This is a genomic window from Vibrio sp. 1069 (genome assembly GCF_033340555.1).
In genome coordinates, this window is sequence record NZ_JAWOWP010000009.1 from 1 (window position 1) to 16,762 (window position 16,762).

Genomic DNA, 16,762 nt, shown 5'->3' on the forward strand with positions numbered 1-16,762 from the left:
CTGAAACTCAGTATATTGTTTAATAATTATTCAATTTCGGACGACTTGGTTTTCTGTCCGAATTACGCAACAAAGCCGATTCTGTTGGTTATAGCTCAAGCTTTACCGAAAATGTAATTTTACTGAAGGTGTTGGCGACTACAATCTCTAACTCGAAATGTCCACAAGTGAGAAGAAACTACAAACAAACTAGCTTAACCATGCAGGCAGAAATAACTCGTTCAAAACATCGTTTATTGAACACTTTTTGGAGGTTATGCGCATCGGCGCAGCGCAGTTTGTTATTAGCTTGCTGGTAACCATTAACCAAAGTAATGTAATTTCAGTGGAACTGGTTTGCCACTGAGTAATTACTTTAACACCGAATGGGGCATTTCTTGTTTAGGGGACTAGAGCCCATAAGGAACAGAAACGTTAAGCTTCTTATCCCAATGAACGCTCACTTGCTAACTTCTTAGCCACCCGAATTACCGTTCTAGTGGACACATTCGTCAATTTAGCGGTATCACTGATACTTAACCCATTGATAACTCTTAACTGATAGATTTTTTCATGAAGCTGGAGATCTGCTTGTCTTCCTCGATATTTTCCCTCTTCTCGAGCCTTCATGATCCCTTCAGCTTGCCGCCGCCGTCGATCTTAGTAATCTTTTCGTGCAATTGCAGCGAGCATATCCATCATCATCCCATTAATAGCCCTGATCATCGAACGAGTGAACTCGTCGGGAATGTGTGGCGCAAAAGCGATATGGCTAGTTGGTAAATCGATACTGATTACCTTAAGTTCCTTTTGGTTCAGCATTTCTTTTAATTTGAACCAACTTTCTTCATCAAGTCGAGAAAGACGATCAATTTGCTCTATTATGATCGCATCACCAATTGCAGCATCATCAAGTAATCGGAGTAATTCAGGTCTTTGTAATGAGGCTCCCGATTCATTCTCAATATACCAACCTGCTATTCGAAAGCCCTTTTGCTGTGCAAACTCCTGTAAAGCACCTTGAGCACGTTTTGCATTCTGATCAGAGGTTGATGCTCTTAAGTATCCAAAGATGTACATAAGCCCCTCAAAGTGACATTTAGATTATGATCTAAACAAGTGTGACAAATAGGTTATGACAAATCTACTTTTCGTGTCAATTTTTACGTGTGACTTATAAGTATACCTAAGCGTCATACCGTTCTAACTGTTTGATTTAATGCTTAACGTACGAAACCGTACCGTTGGGCTTCACACCCCTGTTTATAGTTATGTACACAAACTTTGTGTGGGCAAATCTGACACAGAAGAGCACTCTCGAAAATCGAACAAGGAAATTTATGAGCGTTCGAGCACAAGTTTGTTAATGTCAAACTCGTTTTTTGTTAATTGGCGCATCATTTTGATCATTTCATCAGTAGGGTTAGTTTTTATCGCGCCATTTTCTAATCAAGAAAACCCTAATAAACTGAGCAATTGCTTATTAAACAAGGCATCATACGTTTTCATTTACCAACAACGTTCTTGACTCCGCTTGCACATCAGACCAGCTCGTTAGCGAATTTATTCCTGTTTTTATCGATTTACATGTAACAAATATGTGCCTAACCCTGTTAAATACCAGCAACATTGTTGGTTAATTTCTCCACACCCACACGAAACAATCACCAAAACTATCAATTTAACGCTCGTTCGCGCTTTTGTGAGCAATATATCGAACGTAAATGATAAAAAAAAACATACTAGTTGTAAGTTTATTAAAGTTGCATAAGGTAAAGGTCATGACGGCTTATCAACGAATGGAAACCGACGTTGTCATCATTGGCGGCGGCGCGACCGGCACAGGCATCATGCGAGACTGCGCATTGCGAGGCATCGCGTGCATTCTGTTAGAGAAAAATGACATCGCCTCCGGCACCACGGGTCGTAACCACGGCTTGCTGCACTCTGGTGCGCGCTATGCCGTCACTGATGCAGAATCGGCCAAAGAATGCATTCAAGAAAACCAAACGCTCAAACGCATCGCTCGCCATTGTGTGGAAGCGACTGACGGCCTATTCATTACCCTGCCTGAAGACGAACTCAGCTTTCAAGACACCTTTATTCAGGCTTGCGGCAATGCCGGTATCGAAGCGACCCGTTTAACGCCAAAAGAAGCACTCGCGCTCGAACCGAACGTGAACCCGGCGCTGATCGGTGCGGTGAAAGTGCCCGACGGCACGCTGGATCCGTTCCGTTTATGTGCCTCGAACGTCCTTGATGCCAAAGAGCACGGCGCGCGCATGTTCAACCGCACCATCGTCACCAGTTTGATTCGCCAAGGCGATACCATACTCGGTGTACGCTGTTTGCAATTGGGCACCAACCAACAGTTTGAAATCTTTGCCAAAGAAGTGATCAACGCCGCGGGTATTTGGGGACAACATATCTGCGAATATGCCGACCTCAACATCAAGATGTTCCCTGCCAAAGGCTCGCTGTTGATCCTCGATTACCGCATCAATAACTTGGTGATCAACCGTTGCCGTAAACCTTCCGATGCCGACATTCTGGTGCCCGGCGACACCATTTCACTTATCGGCACCACGTCCGAACACATTGATTACGACCAGATCGACAACTTGCACGTCACCGAACGTGACGTGGATGTGCTGTTGGCAGAAGGCGCGAAACTTGCGCCGATCATGGCCAATACGCGCGTACTGCGTGCCTACGCGGGGGTACGTCCTTTGGTTTCGGTAGATGACGATGGCAGTGGCCGGAATATCAGCCGCGGCATCGTTTTGCTCGATCACCAAGAGCGCGACGGCCTCAAAGGCCTCACCACCATTACCGGCGGCAAACTGATGACCTACCGCTTAATGGCGGAATGGGCGACCGACTTAGTGGCGAAGAAACTGGGCAACACTCAGGCGTGCGAAACCCACACGCGCCCACTGCCGGGGTCAAACGAAACGCCAAAAGCCATCAAGAAAACCGCCAGCATCGCCAAACCGGTGTATGAATCCGCCATTTATCGCCATGGTGAACGCGCCACGCAATTCTTGTCTGACGATGCCAAGAGCCAAGCGATTATTTGTGAATGTGAAATGGTCACTGCGGGCGAAATTGAATACGCGATTAAACAGCTCGACGTCAACAACTTGGTCGATCTGCGCCGCCGCACTCGCTTAGGCATGGGCCCTTGTCAGGGCGAACTGTGCATCTACCGTGCGGCCAGCCTGTTTTCCGAATATGGTCAGGTCGATGGCTGTCAATCGAGTGAATTGTTGGTCGATTTTCTAGAAGAGCGCTGGAAAGGCATCAAACCCATTTTCTGGGGTGATGCGCTGCGCGAAGCGGAATTCAGCTATTGGATTTACGAAGGATTACTCGGTGCCAGCGACCTGCCCCAGCCCGCTCAATCAGAACACCCTCAAGCAGAACAACAAAAACAGGAGGCGGAATTATGATGCATTATGATGTGGCCGTGATCGGCGGGGGCATTGCGGGTTATACCGCTGCAATTCGCAGCCTGCAAGCTGGCAAAAAAACCGTGCTCATCAATCAGGGTCAAAGCGCGTTACATTTCTCTTCCGGCTCCATTGATGTGCTGGCGAAATTACCAGATGGCAGCGCGGTCACCCACCCGTTTGATGCCCTCGACGCATTACAGCAACAAGCGCCGTCCCATCCGTACAACACGGTGGGTCGTAGCACGCTGCAAAAAGGGCTGGAATGGTTTCGTCAAACGCTCGCCACCGCGAACGTGCCGCTATCGCATCAAGATGATTTGGCCAATCACGGGCGCATCACGCCGCTTGGCACACTCAAAGCGACTTGGCTATCGCAGCCATTTGTTTACCAACACCGCCAAGAAGTTTCGTTTGAGCGTATTGTGGTGGTTTCGATCGATGGCTATCGCGATTTTCAGCCACAAATGCTGAAAGATAACCTTCACCAGCATCCCGATTTTCAAGGTGTGCCGATTCACACGGTCACCCTGTCGATTCCGGGGTTTGACGGATACCGCCGCAACCCAAATGAGCTGCGCTCAATCGACATTGCACGTTTGCTAAAACACGATGCCGCGTGGACCGCGCTATGCGATGGTTTGATGCGTGCAGCCAATCGCAACGACTTGGTGATCATGCCCGCGATCATGGGCAACGGCGATGGCCTAACGCTGCTAACGAAGCTACGCGACACCACGCAACTGCAATTTCACGAAGTGCCGACCATGCCACCATCGCTGCTGGGTATTCGCATTGAAGAGGCGCTCAGTCGCACCTTCCTGCTGCTGGGTGGCATTCACCTCAAAGGCGACAAAGTGGTCAACGGCACGTTTGACGGCGAGCGTCTGGTTAGCCTGCAAACGCAAAACCTGCGCGACATGGCCATCAGCGCTGACAACTACATCATGGCAACCGGCAGCTATTTCAGCCAAGGGTTGCATGCCGAGCAACACGCCATCCAAGAACCGATCTTTGGCTTGCAAGTGACGCATAAACCAGCACGCGTTGATTGGCGCAATCCGGCCTTCTTTGCCGACCGTTCACACCCTTTTATGGCATTCGGTGTCGAAACCAACGCGCAATTGAACCCACAGCGCAGCGGCGTCACCATTAAAAACTTGTACTGCTGCGGCTCCATGTTGTCGGGATACGATCCCGTGTTTGAAGGGTGCGGTGGCGGCGTCGCGATTGGCACCGCCTACCACGCCATCATGCAATGCCTAGAACCTCAATTGTCAGCGTCTCACCCTAACCCATTCGATCAGGAGGTGCTCGCATGAACGCGCCATTTTCAAAAGCTGCTCCTCTGAATACCAGCTTTGACCAATGTATTAAATGCACCGTCTGCACGGTGTACTGCCCCGTGGCAAAAGCCAACCCAGATTACCCAGGCCCGAAACAGTGCGGGCCGGATGGCGAGCGCCTGCGCATTAAAAACCCGGAATATTACGACGAAGCGCTTAAATACTGCACCAACTGCAAACGCTGCGAAACCGCGTGTCCTTCTGGGGTGAAAATCGGCGACATCATCGCCGTCGCGCGGGGTAAACATGGCAAGAAACCGCTCAATCCGAAACTGATGCGTGACTACGTGCTGAGCCACACCGACCTGTTCGGCTCACTGGCCACGCCATTTGCACCAGTGGTGAACTTCGCCACATCGATGCCATTGGTGAAAAAAATCATGCACAAAACCATCGGCGTGCATGACCACAAAGCGTTGCCGAAATACTCGCACGGCACGTTCCGTCGCTGGTTTAAACAAAATTGCACCAGCCAGCCGCTGTATCAGCGCCAAGTCACCTACTTTCATGGCTGCTACGTCAACTACAACCACCCACAATTGGGCAAAGATCTGGTGAAGGTGTTGAATGCGATGAATATTGGCGTGCGCTTGCTGAACAACGAGAAATGCTGCGGCGTGCCTTTGATTGCCAACGGTTTTCATGACAAAGCGCGTAAAAACGCATTGCTGAACGTGAAGAACATGGAAACTGCGGTCAATGAATATCACACCAAAGTGATTTCAACCTCCTCAACTTGCTCGTTCACGCTGCAACAGGAATACCCGCATGTGCTCGGCGTCGACAACAGCCAAGTGTCCAACGACATTGAATACGTCACGCGCTTCCTGCTGAAAGAGTTTATGAATGGCAATGCGCCGAAAATGAAACCGGTCAACCTCAAAGTGGTTTATCACACGCCTTGTCACTTGGAACGCAGTGGCAACGTGATGTTTACCATTGAGTTACTGCGCATGATTCCGGGCCTAGAACTGATTGTCCTCGATAGCGAATGCTGCGGTTTGGCGGGCACCTATGGCTTTAAAGAAGAGAACTATGACGTGTCGATGAAAATCGGCTCGCACCTGTTTGACTCGATCAAAGCCTCCGATGCAGATTTTGCGATCACCGACTGCGAAACCTGTAAATGGCAAATCGAAGAGAACACCGCGCTGGAAACCATTCACCCGGTCAGCTTGCTGGCGCAAGCACTGGCTTAGTCTTCCAACCCCAAAAAGGCGTCTTCAAAGAAAGTCGTTTCAACGCTCAACGTACAAAAAAGCGGGCATTGCCCGCTTTTCTTCTGTCACTTTCGCTTTTCGTTTGCTGCTGTCTATCGCACCACAGCATGGCGAAGGCTGTCGACCTAACGAATGGTCACGTCAGATAAGCGATACCAGCCCGACGCCTGCAACCCTTCATTGGCCAGATTCACTTCTGCCTCAGCATGGCGATCGACCAAGGCCAACTCAAGGTAGTAATGGCCGGTGGGGATCGTTTCAGGCAAAGTGAAACTGCTGGAGGTCGCGTGTTCACCCGGCAGCCAACGCATGACATCTGCGGTTGAGACGTTGAAAAACGCGGTTTCTTCGTCCTCATTCACCAATCGATACGCCAGATAATGGTGCTGATACGGTGGCGCGTTCCCTTCGTTCACAAGCAAGGCCTGAACCGTCATGGTCGCGCCCGGCGTCAATTCAGCAGGGTGCACCAGTGTGTCTACACGCAGACGATAGCCAATTTGAGCCAACGCATCGTCCAACAAATCACGATACTGAGTCGGCACCACGTGCGATTTCAGGTTCAATGTCGAAGCGTGCTGCGCAATCGCCCAATCCAAGCTTTCTGGTATGGCTACCAATCTGCAAAATCAGCTTGGAAAGGTTCAAGTCACCTAGAGTTGGAAAATTCGGACATTGCCCAGAGTTGGTTAAAAGTCGTTTTAATGGCGATGGCTATCACTTTTTTAAATCCACATGTATATCTGGATACGGTGGTGATACTCGGGGGCGTGACTGCTCAAATGGAACCTGATGAAAAACTATTGTTTGTTATAGGGGCACTGATCGCATCAGGGGGCTGGTTTTATGGATTAGTGTATTTGGCTAACAAGTTGATCCCACTTTTTAGTAAGCCAAGAACATGGCGAATTTTAGATTCTGCGATTTCATGCATCATGTGTGGTATTGCATTGAAGCTGGCAGCACCTTTGTTAAGCCAATACATATAGAGCGTCGCGATGAAGCTGCATTTCTATTAACTAAATTGCTCCTGTTAGATGGGACACTGAGTTTCCATACCAGAAGTTATTCGTCCTTTGCTAATTTAAGTAAATACTCTAAACCATTTCTGTCCGTGCGACCTGAAGTCGTATGAAGCGTTGTTCACCGCTTTATGAGTGAACCGTCTGTATCACCAGATGAACCTACGAGCCTGAATAAAGCAGCGGCTCGGACAATGTAACGAAACTTGGCAGTTGGGCTGAGTGGGAAAAGAATCGTGAGAGGACGTTCCTCCTGAAAACCACAATTCGGGTAAGTGCTAGGTAGTCAGTATGATGAACATATGTGAATCCATTCAAGGTGCGTTATATGATGAAGCAGCGGAAGTGGTTATTACGCTGTAGCCAAAAGGCAATGAGAGTTGGACAGAGGTTGGACAGTACTTTTTCGTGGTCACTGCACTCTCCGCACTATAGTGGGCATCTAACCCGACATTTTACGCAACATACGGAACAGGGTAAGCCTGTATCACTCCCTTTGGGAAAGCCTTTGTGGCCGATAGTGGTGCAGGTATAGGAGGTCGGAAAAAGCGAAAGCTACATTGTAATGATGCAGATACAGACTTATGTCTGATCACGAAAGTGAGCCCACTTCCGACTGGTCTTCCATTGCGAGAGAATTTGAAGAACTTTATTCAAGGAGAAAAGCAAATGGTGATCTCGAAAGAGATTAGTGCATCTTCTGACGGCGATCAATGGCAGTCCATCGACTGGAAATCCGTTGAAGTACACGTATTGAAGCTTCAAATGCGTATCGCAAAAGCAACTAGAGAAAAGAAATACGGTAAGGTGAAGTCTTTACAGTGGCTCTTGACTCATTCTCGCTCAGCCAAGCTTCTCGCGGTTAAGCGAGTCTCTCAGAATAAAGGCAGTAAAACGCCTGGAATAGACGGTGTCATCTGGAACACAGATGCACGCCGTATGAAAGCAGTCGATCAACTGAGTCGCAAGGCTTACTCCGCAAAACCACTCAAACGTATCTATATTCCCAAAAAGAACGGTAAGCTCAGGCCACTGGGTATTCCATGCATGATTGATAGAGCGCAACAAGCCCTCCACCTTCTTGCATTAGAGCCTGTGTCCGAAACGTTTGCCGACCTCAATAGCTATGGTTTTAGACCAAATCGCAGCACGGCTGACGCTGTCAGTCAGTGCTTCAAATGTTTAGCTCTAAAGCAATCCGCGAAATGGGTTCTTGAGGGAGATATTAAGGCTTGCTTCGACAAAATCGGGCATAAATGGCTGATGGACAATATCATTGTAGATAAACGAATGTTAGAGCAATGGTTAAAATCTGGCTATGTAGATAAGGGGCTGTTCTACGATACCGAAGAAGGTACACCTCAAGGTGGAATAATATCTCCAACCTTGATGCTAATGACTCTCGCGGGAATAGAGCAACAAATAAAATCTACAGCTCTGAAAATGGGTGCTAGGGCCAACTTTATCGGTTATGCGGATGATTTTGTGGTCACCTGCTCTTCAAAGGAAGTGCTAGTGAACGATATCAAACCGTTGATTGCTGGCTTTTTGGCAGAAAGAGGGTTAACCCTCTCCGAAGAAAAAACGAAGGTCACTCATATTGATGATGGCTTTGACTTTCTGGGTTTCAATCACAGGAAGTACAAAGGGAAATTGCTCATTAAACCGAGCAAATCCAATACGCTGTTATTCCTTAGAAATCTACGTGAAGTTATTAAAAAGCACGCAACCATCCCTGTTAACGATCTTATCAAGTTGATAAATCCGAAACTTAGGGGATGGGCGAATTACTATCGCCACTGTGTTGCTAAACAAGTATTCGGGTATGTCGGCCATAAACTATTCCAAGCGTTATGGCACTGGGCAGTTAGACGTCATCCAACCAAGTCCAAAGACTGGGTTGTGCACAAGTATTTTCTCAATCGTAAAGGCCAGTGGCAATTTCACGGTTGGCAGAAAATCATGAACATGGACTGTCACTTCAATCTGTTCCAAATAGCGAAAGTGCCTATCGAAAGACACGTAAAAATTAGGAGTGCTGCGACCCCTTTTGACCCTCAATACCAAGAATATCTGGTGAAGAGAAAATCTAAAAGGCTAGCTCGTAACTCTTGGAAAGAGCCTGTCCCGACTGCGTTATAAGTTGCTGGGTATCAATGATGCCTTAGTGGAGGCTTGAGCCGTATGCAGTGAAAGTTGCACGTACGGTTCTTAGAGGGGCGGCACTTGGTAACAAGTGTCGTCTACTCGACAAAAACGTGTTGAGGCGAATGCCTCAAAAGAGCGATAACCGGTCATTGAGGATGGCTAAATTTTGGGCTAATTAATAGATAAAGTTGTGTCGTTTATTCATATAGTCAAGCAAACGAGCAACGCGTATATCCTACATTTAAATTTATTTAAAATCTTGAAATACCCTCGGTTATTTGTTGGAATGTGGATAGATGAGCTTGAAGTCAGCAAAAATATGCGTGATGAGCGCACTATTAAATTGTTACGCGTTGCTGAACAAGGAGAGATATTCAATGGCTTTTGCCCTCGCACCAGATCAAGAAAATGCTTACCCATCACTCATTACGGCATTGTGCGCGCGCGATGCGTATACTAGACGCCATTGTGACCGCGTCTGTGCGCTTGCGTTGGAAGTGGGGCGTGCGGCCGATTTGAGTGCCCCCTCATTAGATGACTTGCGTATTGCCAGTCAATTACACGACGTGGGTAAGATTGGAGTTCGTGATACTGTTCTCTCGAAGCCTGGAAAGCTCACACCTGATGAAAGGGAAGAGATAAAGGCTCACTCGGTTATCGGTGAGAGAATAATTAGTGAGACATTCCTGACAAACAGAGACGAGGTCGCGTCTATTGTCAGACATCATCATGAAGCATTTGATGGAAGCGGATACCCGGACGGACTGGCTGGTGCCGATATTCCCCTGAGTAGTCGAATACTTTCGATCATTGATGCGTATGATGCACTGACGACTAGCAGGCCATACCGCATGGCTAAATCGCACCTTGAAACTATGAATATCTTGAAGCATGAAGTGGACACGAAGTTTGATCCAAATATTTTTTTGTTGTTTACAAAAGTCATAAAGGCCAGTTCGGCACGTGCCTCGTAAACGCTCGTTCCTAGAATACGGTGAACGCTGCCTAAAAAGTCTCTGCAGATGACATTTGATCCGCCACCCACTTTTTTGCTAACGCAAAAGCAGGCGTTGTCTCAAATGCACCTGAGCTCAGGCGTTGCTAATGTCTGCAATTGGCACAGAGCCGTCCTTCGGCTCTAACTCATTTATGCCCCAAAGTTTGTTTCGTCAAAAAGAACAGGATTGTTACTGGTTGAATTTTGACCAAGTATAACTAGTACGAAAAATGGGCATCATTGTGCTGTTCTTGTTTCAAGCGCACTCGCTGACTTTTGCCCTGTAAATCAAGTTCAAAGTGTCACAAACTTTCAAAACGTTAGGTATAGATTTCTTATTAAAACCGTTGCTAACGCTTTCTAGGTAACAGGAAGCCTGATTTTTGATAGCTAACTTACGGATTTACCATAGTAGGAATAACCTGCACTTAAAAAAGCCTCCCGAATGGGAAGCTTTTTGGTTGTGATAGCTCATTCGTAGCAAGCTACTAGAAGTTATATCTCATACCAACTGTCACACCTTGAATGTTGATATCTACACCATCAAATTCAGCAGACCTGTATCTGTAGCCGATAGCAAGGTCTACATTGTCAAGCATGTAACCTACTTCCAATCCTGCTTGATAAGAGAACTTGGATTCTGATTCAGATATACCGAAGACGTTGGCTTCGCCCTTTAATGAACCAACGCCAAGAATGAGTGCGCTATATAATTTATTACCTTTATCTATAAACTTAGGGCGTGCGTTAATATAAAAGGCATCACCTTTAACACTGGCATCTTCATTAAATTCAGCTTCACCAAAATGTTGGTATTCTAACTCCACACCTAAATCTACATTAGGGTGAACTGCAAAATTATAACCAGCATACACACCTCCACCTAAGTCGTTGCTTTCATCAATAGTTGCAATACCAGCATCTAACTCAGTATTGTGACCTACAAGTAAATTGCCGCCGACATAAAAATGGTCTACCTCGTTTGCACTTGCACTTGCACTTGCACTTAAGAGTGCTAGTAAAATCAGTTTTTTCACTTTAAGTCCTTATAGTTGATTTGGAGATATTATGCATGCATGGGAGTATCGTTAATAGCGAATATTTAACGTAACGCTCGTTGTGCGCATCAAGCCAAAGCCTAATCTTGAGGCAATCCTTTTAGCTAGCGCTATCTTAACCGAAGCGCTAGCTCTCCCAAACTCACTTTGCCATACAAAAAGTAATTTATGAATTGCTAATTTAAGTAGATGCTCTAGCTGATTTCTGTCCAAAACCTTCTCAAAAATGGTTCAGAAATCTTGTGAACACCAAGCGATTTTGTCATATGTTCGTATTTTATAGGGCTAAGAAAGAAAATATGCCGTAGCCCTCAGCCCTTATAAATAAAAGGCTGAGGGCTCACATTGGACTTTTCGCTGAAATGGGCGCAAAACCCCATGATCAAATCTATAAATAGCATGATGATGGATATGCTAGCTGCTATCGCGAGAAAAGATTACCAAGATCGCCGCCGCCGTCAGGCTGAAGGAATAAAGAAAGCCAAAGAGGAAGGGAAATACAGAGGGCGGCAAGCCGATTCAGAACTACACGAAAAAATCTATCAGCTACGAGTAGTCAACAAGCTGAGTATCAGTGATACCGCCAAACTTACCAATGTTTCAGGTCGTACAGTAATACGGGTTGCTAAAAAGTTGGCAAGTGAGCGTTCAGCGGGGTAAGAAGCTTAGCGTACGTTTTCGTTCCATTGGGCTTCAGACCCCTCATACTAAAATGGCAGCGATCACATAGGTACGCTGCCATTTCTAATATGAAGTCAAAGATGCCCCTTTAAGTGCTAACTGAGAAGTTTATTGGTAATTTCCGAACAACTCACTGGTTTAGAATAGAAATAGCCTTGAATGACTTGGCACCCTTCTGCCACCACAAAATCACGCTGTTCAGCTGTTTCGATACCTTCAACAACCACGCTAAGCTGCAAATTCGCTGCTAATTGAATAACCGTTCGGCAAAGCTGCTGCTGAGTTGTGTCGGTAGGCAAACGGCTAATAAAAGAACGGTCAATTTTGAGAGTTGAAATCGGCAGAGTATGCAAATAAGACAGTGATGAGTAACCTGTACCAAAATCATCAATCGCCAAACTCACCCCTAAATCACGAATCTTCTCAAGCTGCGGTATCACCTCTTGTTCACGTTCTAGGAATGCAGATTCTGTCAGTTCTAACTGCAATGCTTTTGCTGGAAATCCCGTTTTATTTAACACTGAGGTCACTTGTTCATATAACTGCTCAAAACGTAGCTGATGTGCAGAAACATTCACTGATAGTTTCAGTGTTTCCACGCCTGTTTTTGCGAACCAAATTTGCGCATCACGGCACGCGGTTTCAAGCACATACATTCCTAGTTGGTCGATAAGGCCGGAACGCTCGGCAACAGGAATAAATTCGGCTGGCGAAACCCAGTTTCCACCATCATTCCAGCGTACCAATGCTTCTAAACCAACCATATTACCTGTTCCCGCATGAACTTGTGGTTGGTAATAGACTTCGAGTACATGCTTTTCGAGTGCTTCTCTTAGGCGATTACTCAATATCAACGTCCGTTGGCTCGCATCAGTAAACGACTGCTCATAGAACTGATAGCTTCCACGTTTGGCATGTTTCGCCACATACATCGCGGCATCTGCACTTTGAAAAAGGTCTTCGAGGTCAACATTCTGTTGCAGTGCAATCCCCATACTCAAAGAGGAGTAAACATGAATATCGTTGCCTAAATAATATGGACGCGTCATCAATTTCTGTACTTTCTGACACAGCGCTTCACACGCAGATAAATCAGCACTCTTAATTAATAAAGCAAACTCATCGCCTCCAGTGCGTGCCACAACATAGCCATCCTGACCAAACTGTTCACCACTCGCCTTAGGAAGCATTTGTGCGATTTTGTTAAGCAAAGCGTCACCACTGGCATGGCCGTAACTATCATTGATGTCTTTAAAATGGTCCACATCAAATATGATGAGTGCGCTGTGTATAAGATCTTCATGACTGAGTGTATCATCCAATACTCGGCGATTTGGTAGCCCTGTCAAGATATCATGATTTGCCAAATAATGAAGCTGGTCTTGTGCTACGATGAGATCATCGATATTAGTAAGCGAGACGATCTTTAACGCACTGCGACCCTTTATCTTTTCAACATTTGTAACTGTTAACAATCCGTGATGTCCTTGAAATTCAATCTCGGCTTTTTGCTCACTCGATGATTCATCTAACGACATCATAAATGACGGTTCTAAATTAAGAAGCGATGTTAACGTTTTCGATGTTGAGGTTATCGATTGAACGGATTTACCGGTGAATTGAGCAAAAGCAGAATTACAGCGAAGAACGATTCCCTGATCATCGATTACCGCTAATCCATCATTGCTGTGTTCAAACACGGTTTCAGCCTGCTTTAAGCCATACTCTTTGTCCTCTATTTCCTTCATCAAATCACGACGCGAACGAAACATCAGTTTCCAATCCAAAGGTTCACCTTGAAGATATTGGGTAAATTCACGACGCTTAACCAATATGTACAATGCGAGTGGTACGCTAAAGGCTGAGGCCATCAGCACTTTACCTGAAAGCCCACCGATCACGATATTTACGACTGGCTCACTTACACCAAAGGCTATCAATGGAAAAGCGATCCCGTCTGCGACTAACATGCAGATAAACCCTAAAAGATAAACTAACGCGGAAGCAAACATTGGTAACTTCAAGTTTTTGAGTTTCTCAAACAAAAAGAAAAGCAAAGCCAGTTCCGTAATAATCAATACGCCACCTAAGATAATAAACGACGTAGATATGTGGAAAAATTCCGCAGGAATACTGTGCGGGTTTATGACATCTTGTTTTAGCGTATATTCCGCTAATCCTGCAAACAAGACCTTAAATAGATCGACAAAAATCACCAATCGGATGAGGTTACGTAGAATAAAAACATCACGCTCCACCAATACACATAATATTGATGTCATCATTAATGCGCCATAGCAAAGGTTGCCCCCAGAAATATTTATGGTTTCAGTTATAGGTAGGGAATAGACGTTGCCGAAAAAGCCGCCGATCAACAGGTAAAGAGAGATGCAAATATAAAAAGAGGTTCGGCGTATACCAGTATCTAGGCGCGTGCAATATAGTGGAAAAAGTGAGAATAAAACAATTTGGCCAACAAACAGTCCTAGCATACTTTCTTCCTCTTGAGTGTGATCATCATTTTCTACTTCATTGGTCAAGGATTTACTGAATTGACTATAATAAGTTAATTTTTAATAAAAGATGGCTATAATAAGTTGATTGTTAATAAAAGACTACTAGACATTTGAAAAGGGATACGGCTTTGTTGCTTAAATCGGTGGAACTAAATCAAAAATCTACGATCTGATCGGCTATACCCATCAATCGTCGTAGCCTCATGCCTAAACCTCGTTACAAAACAACTAACTGGAAGCAATACAATAAAGCCTGATCTGCTCCAGCCAGACTGGACACTCCATTAAGCGACATTTTGTTGTTCAAAGTTAACTGGGCTTAGATACCCGAGAGCACTGTGCCTTCTCGTCCGATTATAATCAACCTCTATGTATTCGAAGATCGCTTGGCGCATCTCGTCTCGCGTCATGATCGGCTCATATTGGATCGCTTCAACTTTCATTGAATGGAAGAAGCTCTCAACACAAGCGTTGTCCCAGCAGTTTCCTTTTCTACTCATACTTTGCTTTAGATTATAAGCGGTCATGAGGTCTCGATAGTCTTTTGAGCAATACTGGCTACCTCGATCACTGTGAACGATAACTTGCTCAGGGAATCCGCGACGGAACAAGGCCATTGATAGCGCATCGCAGACCAGCGTAGCAGTCATTCTGGTATCCATAGACCAGCCGACTACTTGTCTTGAGTAAAGATCAATAATTACCGCCAAGTACAGCCAACCTTCGCTTGTGGCAACGTAGGTGATGTCACCCGCCCACTTTTGATTCGGAGCCGCTGCGTTGAAGTCCTGAGCCAGCAGGTTCGGAGCAACAGGCATTTATGCTTGCTGTCTGTTGTACACTTAAACTTGCGTGCGGCTTTCGGAGTCAAATCCTGACGCTTCATGCTGGCTGCAATGGTTTTAACATTATGACTATTACCGTTCTCAGCCAGTTCTTTTTGAATGCGCCTCGCACCATCTCGGCCTTTGCTGCTGTCAAACGCCTCCTTGACCTTGATATCAAGCTCTTGGCGACTTGCCTCGCGCTGGATAGCCTTGTGGCGGTGCTTAATCCAGTAATAAAACCCACTTCGAGATACCCCGAACACCTTAGCCATACGGACAACATTGAAGCACAGCAGGTGTTCGAGCATAAATTCGTAGCAATCTACTTTAGATTTTTCGCGATGTATGGAATCCACTCATTCTCTGCAAAACTTAAGCATAGGCAGGAACATGAAAACGAGGTGTCATCATGCTAAGAACGAACGTCATCGGTATAGATTTAGCAAAAAACGTGTTACAGGTTTGCCATATTAGCCGCCAAGGAGAACTGCTCAGTAACAAAGCAGTAAGCAGGCAGAAACTTAAGTAGTTACTCGCTAAATCCAAGCCATCTCTTGTTGCTCTAGAAGGCTGCGCTAGTTGCCACTACTGGGGCAGATACGCTGAGTCTTTCGGACACGAAGTACGGATAATCAATCCGAAAAAGGTAAAGGCATATGTTGATGGCCATAAAACTGATGCCAATGATGCTCTTGCCATCGCTAATGCGGCGCTCCAGATAGGAATAAAATACAGCAAGCCCAAATCAATGGAGCAACAAACCTTGATGTCTCTTGAAGCAAATCGTCAGTTTCTATCAAAAACCATAGTGTCATTGGGGCTGCACATCCGAGGCATTATTAACGAGTACGGTATCGTCAAAGCCAAAGGTACTAAAGGGCTGGCTGAATTGGTCACTTCAACACTCTATGAAAGTGATGTTTTGCCAGCAAGCTTGGTCACAACCTTGTCGATGCTATGGCAGCAATACCTTAACCTGAAAGATGAACTGAGCAAGCTCCAGAAATCCATGAACTCGACAACTCATCAGATAGAACCTTGCAAAAGACTCATGGCACTGGAAGGTGTCGGTGAAACAACAGCTTCCATGCTCTACGCTACTTTAGGTAACGGAACGCAATTTACCAATGGACGGCAAGCTTCAGCGTTTGTTGGGCTAACACCGAAACAATACAGTTCAGGCGGTAAAGTAACAATGCTGGGCATAGATAAATTTGGCGGTGTCAAAGATCTCCGTTCAATGCTATACCTTGGTGCCATGGCATATATTTACCGATTGCCCGAATCGCCAAAAAACCAGAAGCAGGCATGGCTTATCAAGTTGGTCGATAGGGTTGGGTTCAAAAGAGCCTGTATCGCTTTGGCAAACAAGACGGTCAGGACAGCTTGGGCAATGCTCCACTATGAAACGGCTTATCAGCCAAAGCCATTATCTATTTAGCTATATGAATTAACAGATTACAAATAATGATGTTCAATGGTTAGACCAGCCTACTGAGACCCTGACTACTTCGCA

The 16,762-nt window shown here is 45.8% G+C and carries 9 protein-coding genes and 4 pseudogenes; 8 read left to right on the plus strand and 5 right to left on the minus strand.

Annotation, left to right across the window (positions count from 1 at the left end):
* Positions 1-423 precede the first annotated feature (423 nt).
* Positions 424-1,059: pseudogene (locus R7040_RS14430) on the minus strand (recombinase family protein).
* Positions 1,060-1,760: 701 nt separating this feature from the next.
* Between R7040_RS14430 and glpA the strand changes: the two are divergent.
* From glpA to glpC, 3 genes are read left to right on the plus strand one after another with little or no spacing between them, the layout of a single operon-like run.
* Positions 1,761-3,431: an anaerobic glycerol-3-phosphate dehydrogenase subunit A gene (gene glpA / locus R7040_RS14435; protein ID WP_031847523.1), complete on the plus strand. Its 1,671-nt coding sequence runs from the start codon at positions 1,761-1,763 to the stop codon at positions 3,429-3,431.
* A complete protein-coding gene (gene glpB, locus R7040_RS14440) occupies positions 3,428-4,753 on the plus strand; it encodes a glycerol-3-phosphate dehydrogenase subunit GlpB (RefSeq protein ID WP_014257458.1) in 1,326 nt (441 codons plus the stop codon). The genes glpA and glpB overlap by 4 nt, the downstream gene beginning before the upstream one ends.
* Positions 4,750-5,976 carry an anaerobic glycerol-3-phosphate dehydrogenase subunit GlpC gene (glpC, locus tag R7040_RS14445; RefSeq protein WP_004726856.1) on the plus strand — a complete coding sequence of 409 codons (1,227 nt, stop codon included), beginning with the start codon at positions 4,750-4,752 and terminating at the stop codon, positions 5,974-5,976. The genes glpB and glpC overlap by 4 nt, the downstream gene beginning before the upstream one ends.
* 146 nt (positions 5,977-6,122) lie before the next feature.
* Here glpC and R7040_RS14450 read toward each other — a convergent pair whose 3' ends face one another.
* The gene (locus tag R7040_RS14450; protein WP_025594143.1) at positions 6,123-6,596 is read right to left on the minus strand and encodes a DUF4832 domain-containing protein; all 474 of its coding nucleotides are present in this window, start codon (positions 6,594-6,596) and stop codon (positions 6,123-6,125) included.
* Here R7040_RS14450 and R7040_RS14455 point away from each other — a divergent pair.
* The 3 genes from R7040_RS14455 to R7040_RS14465 all read left to right on the plus strand — a co-directional run bounded on the left by R7040_RS14455 (position 6,573) and on the right by R7040_RS14465 (position 10,141).
* Positions 6,573-6,986 carry a LysE/ArgO family amino acid transporter gene (locus tag R7040_RS14455; protein ID WP_025589760.1) on the plus strand — a complete coding sequence of 138 codons (414 nt, stop codon included), beginning with the start codon at positions 6,573-6,575 and terminating at the stop codon, positions 6,984-6,986. The two genes, R7040_RS14450 and R7040_RS14455, sit on opposite strands and share 24 nt — an antisense overlap.
* Positions 6,987-7,688: 702 nt before the next feature.
* Positions 7,689-9,161 carry a group II intron reverse transcriptase/maturase gene (gene ltrA / locus R7040_RS14460; protein WP_031848075.1) on the plus strand — a complete coding sequence of 491 codons (1,473 nt, stop codon included), beginning with the start codon at positions 7,689-7,691 and terminating at the stop codon, positions 9,159-9,161.
* Positions 9,162-9,469: 308 nt separating this feature from the next.
* Complete coding sequence (locus R7040_RS14465; protein ID WP_318058315.1) at positions 9,470-10,141, plus strand: HD-GYP domain-containing protein; 672 nt, start codon at positions 9,470-9,472, stop codon at positions 10,139-10,141.
* 511 nt (positions 10,142-10,652) lie between these two features.
* On the opposite strand, the gene R7040_RS14470 is transcribed toward R7040_RS14465, so the two are convergent.
* A complete protein-coding gene (locus tag R7040_RS14470; RefSeq protein ID WP_025594094.1) occupies positions 10,653-11,201 on the minus strand; it encodes an outer membrane protein in 549 nt (182 codons plus the stop codon).
* 399 nt (positions 11,202-11,600) lie between these two features.
* Here R7040_RS14470 and R7040_RS14475 point away from each other — a divergent pair.
* Positions 11,601-11,882: pseudogene (locus R7040_RS14475) on the plus strand (recombinase family protein); the annotation flags it as partial.
* Positions 11,883-11,998: 116 nt separating this feature from the next.
* On the opposite strand, the gene R7040_RS14480 reads toward R7040_RS14475, so the two are convergent.
* Both R7040_RS14480 and R7040_RS14485 read right to left on the minus strand, forming a co-directional pair.
* Positions 11,999-14,395, minus strand: coding sequence for a putative bifunctional diguanylate cyclase/phosphodiesterase (locus tag R7040_RS14480; protein ID WP_411978182.1), 2,397 nt, complete (start codon positions 14,393-14,395; stop codon positions 11,999-12,001).
* Between the two features lie 308 nt (positions 14,396-14,703).
* Positions 14,704-15,587 (minus strand): annotated as a pseudogene (locus tag R7040_RS14485) (IS3 family transposase); the annotation flags it as partial.
* 68 nt (positions 15,588-15,655) lie between these two features.
* Here R7040_RS14485 and R7040_RS14490 point away from each other — a divergent pair.
* Positions 15,656-16,687 (plus strand): annotated as a pseudogene (locus tag R7040_RS14490) (IS110 family transposase).
* Positions 16,688-16,762: the final 75 nt, after the last annotated feature.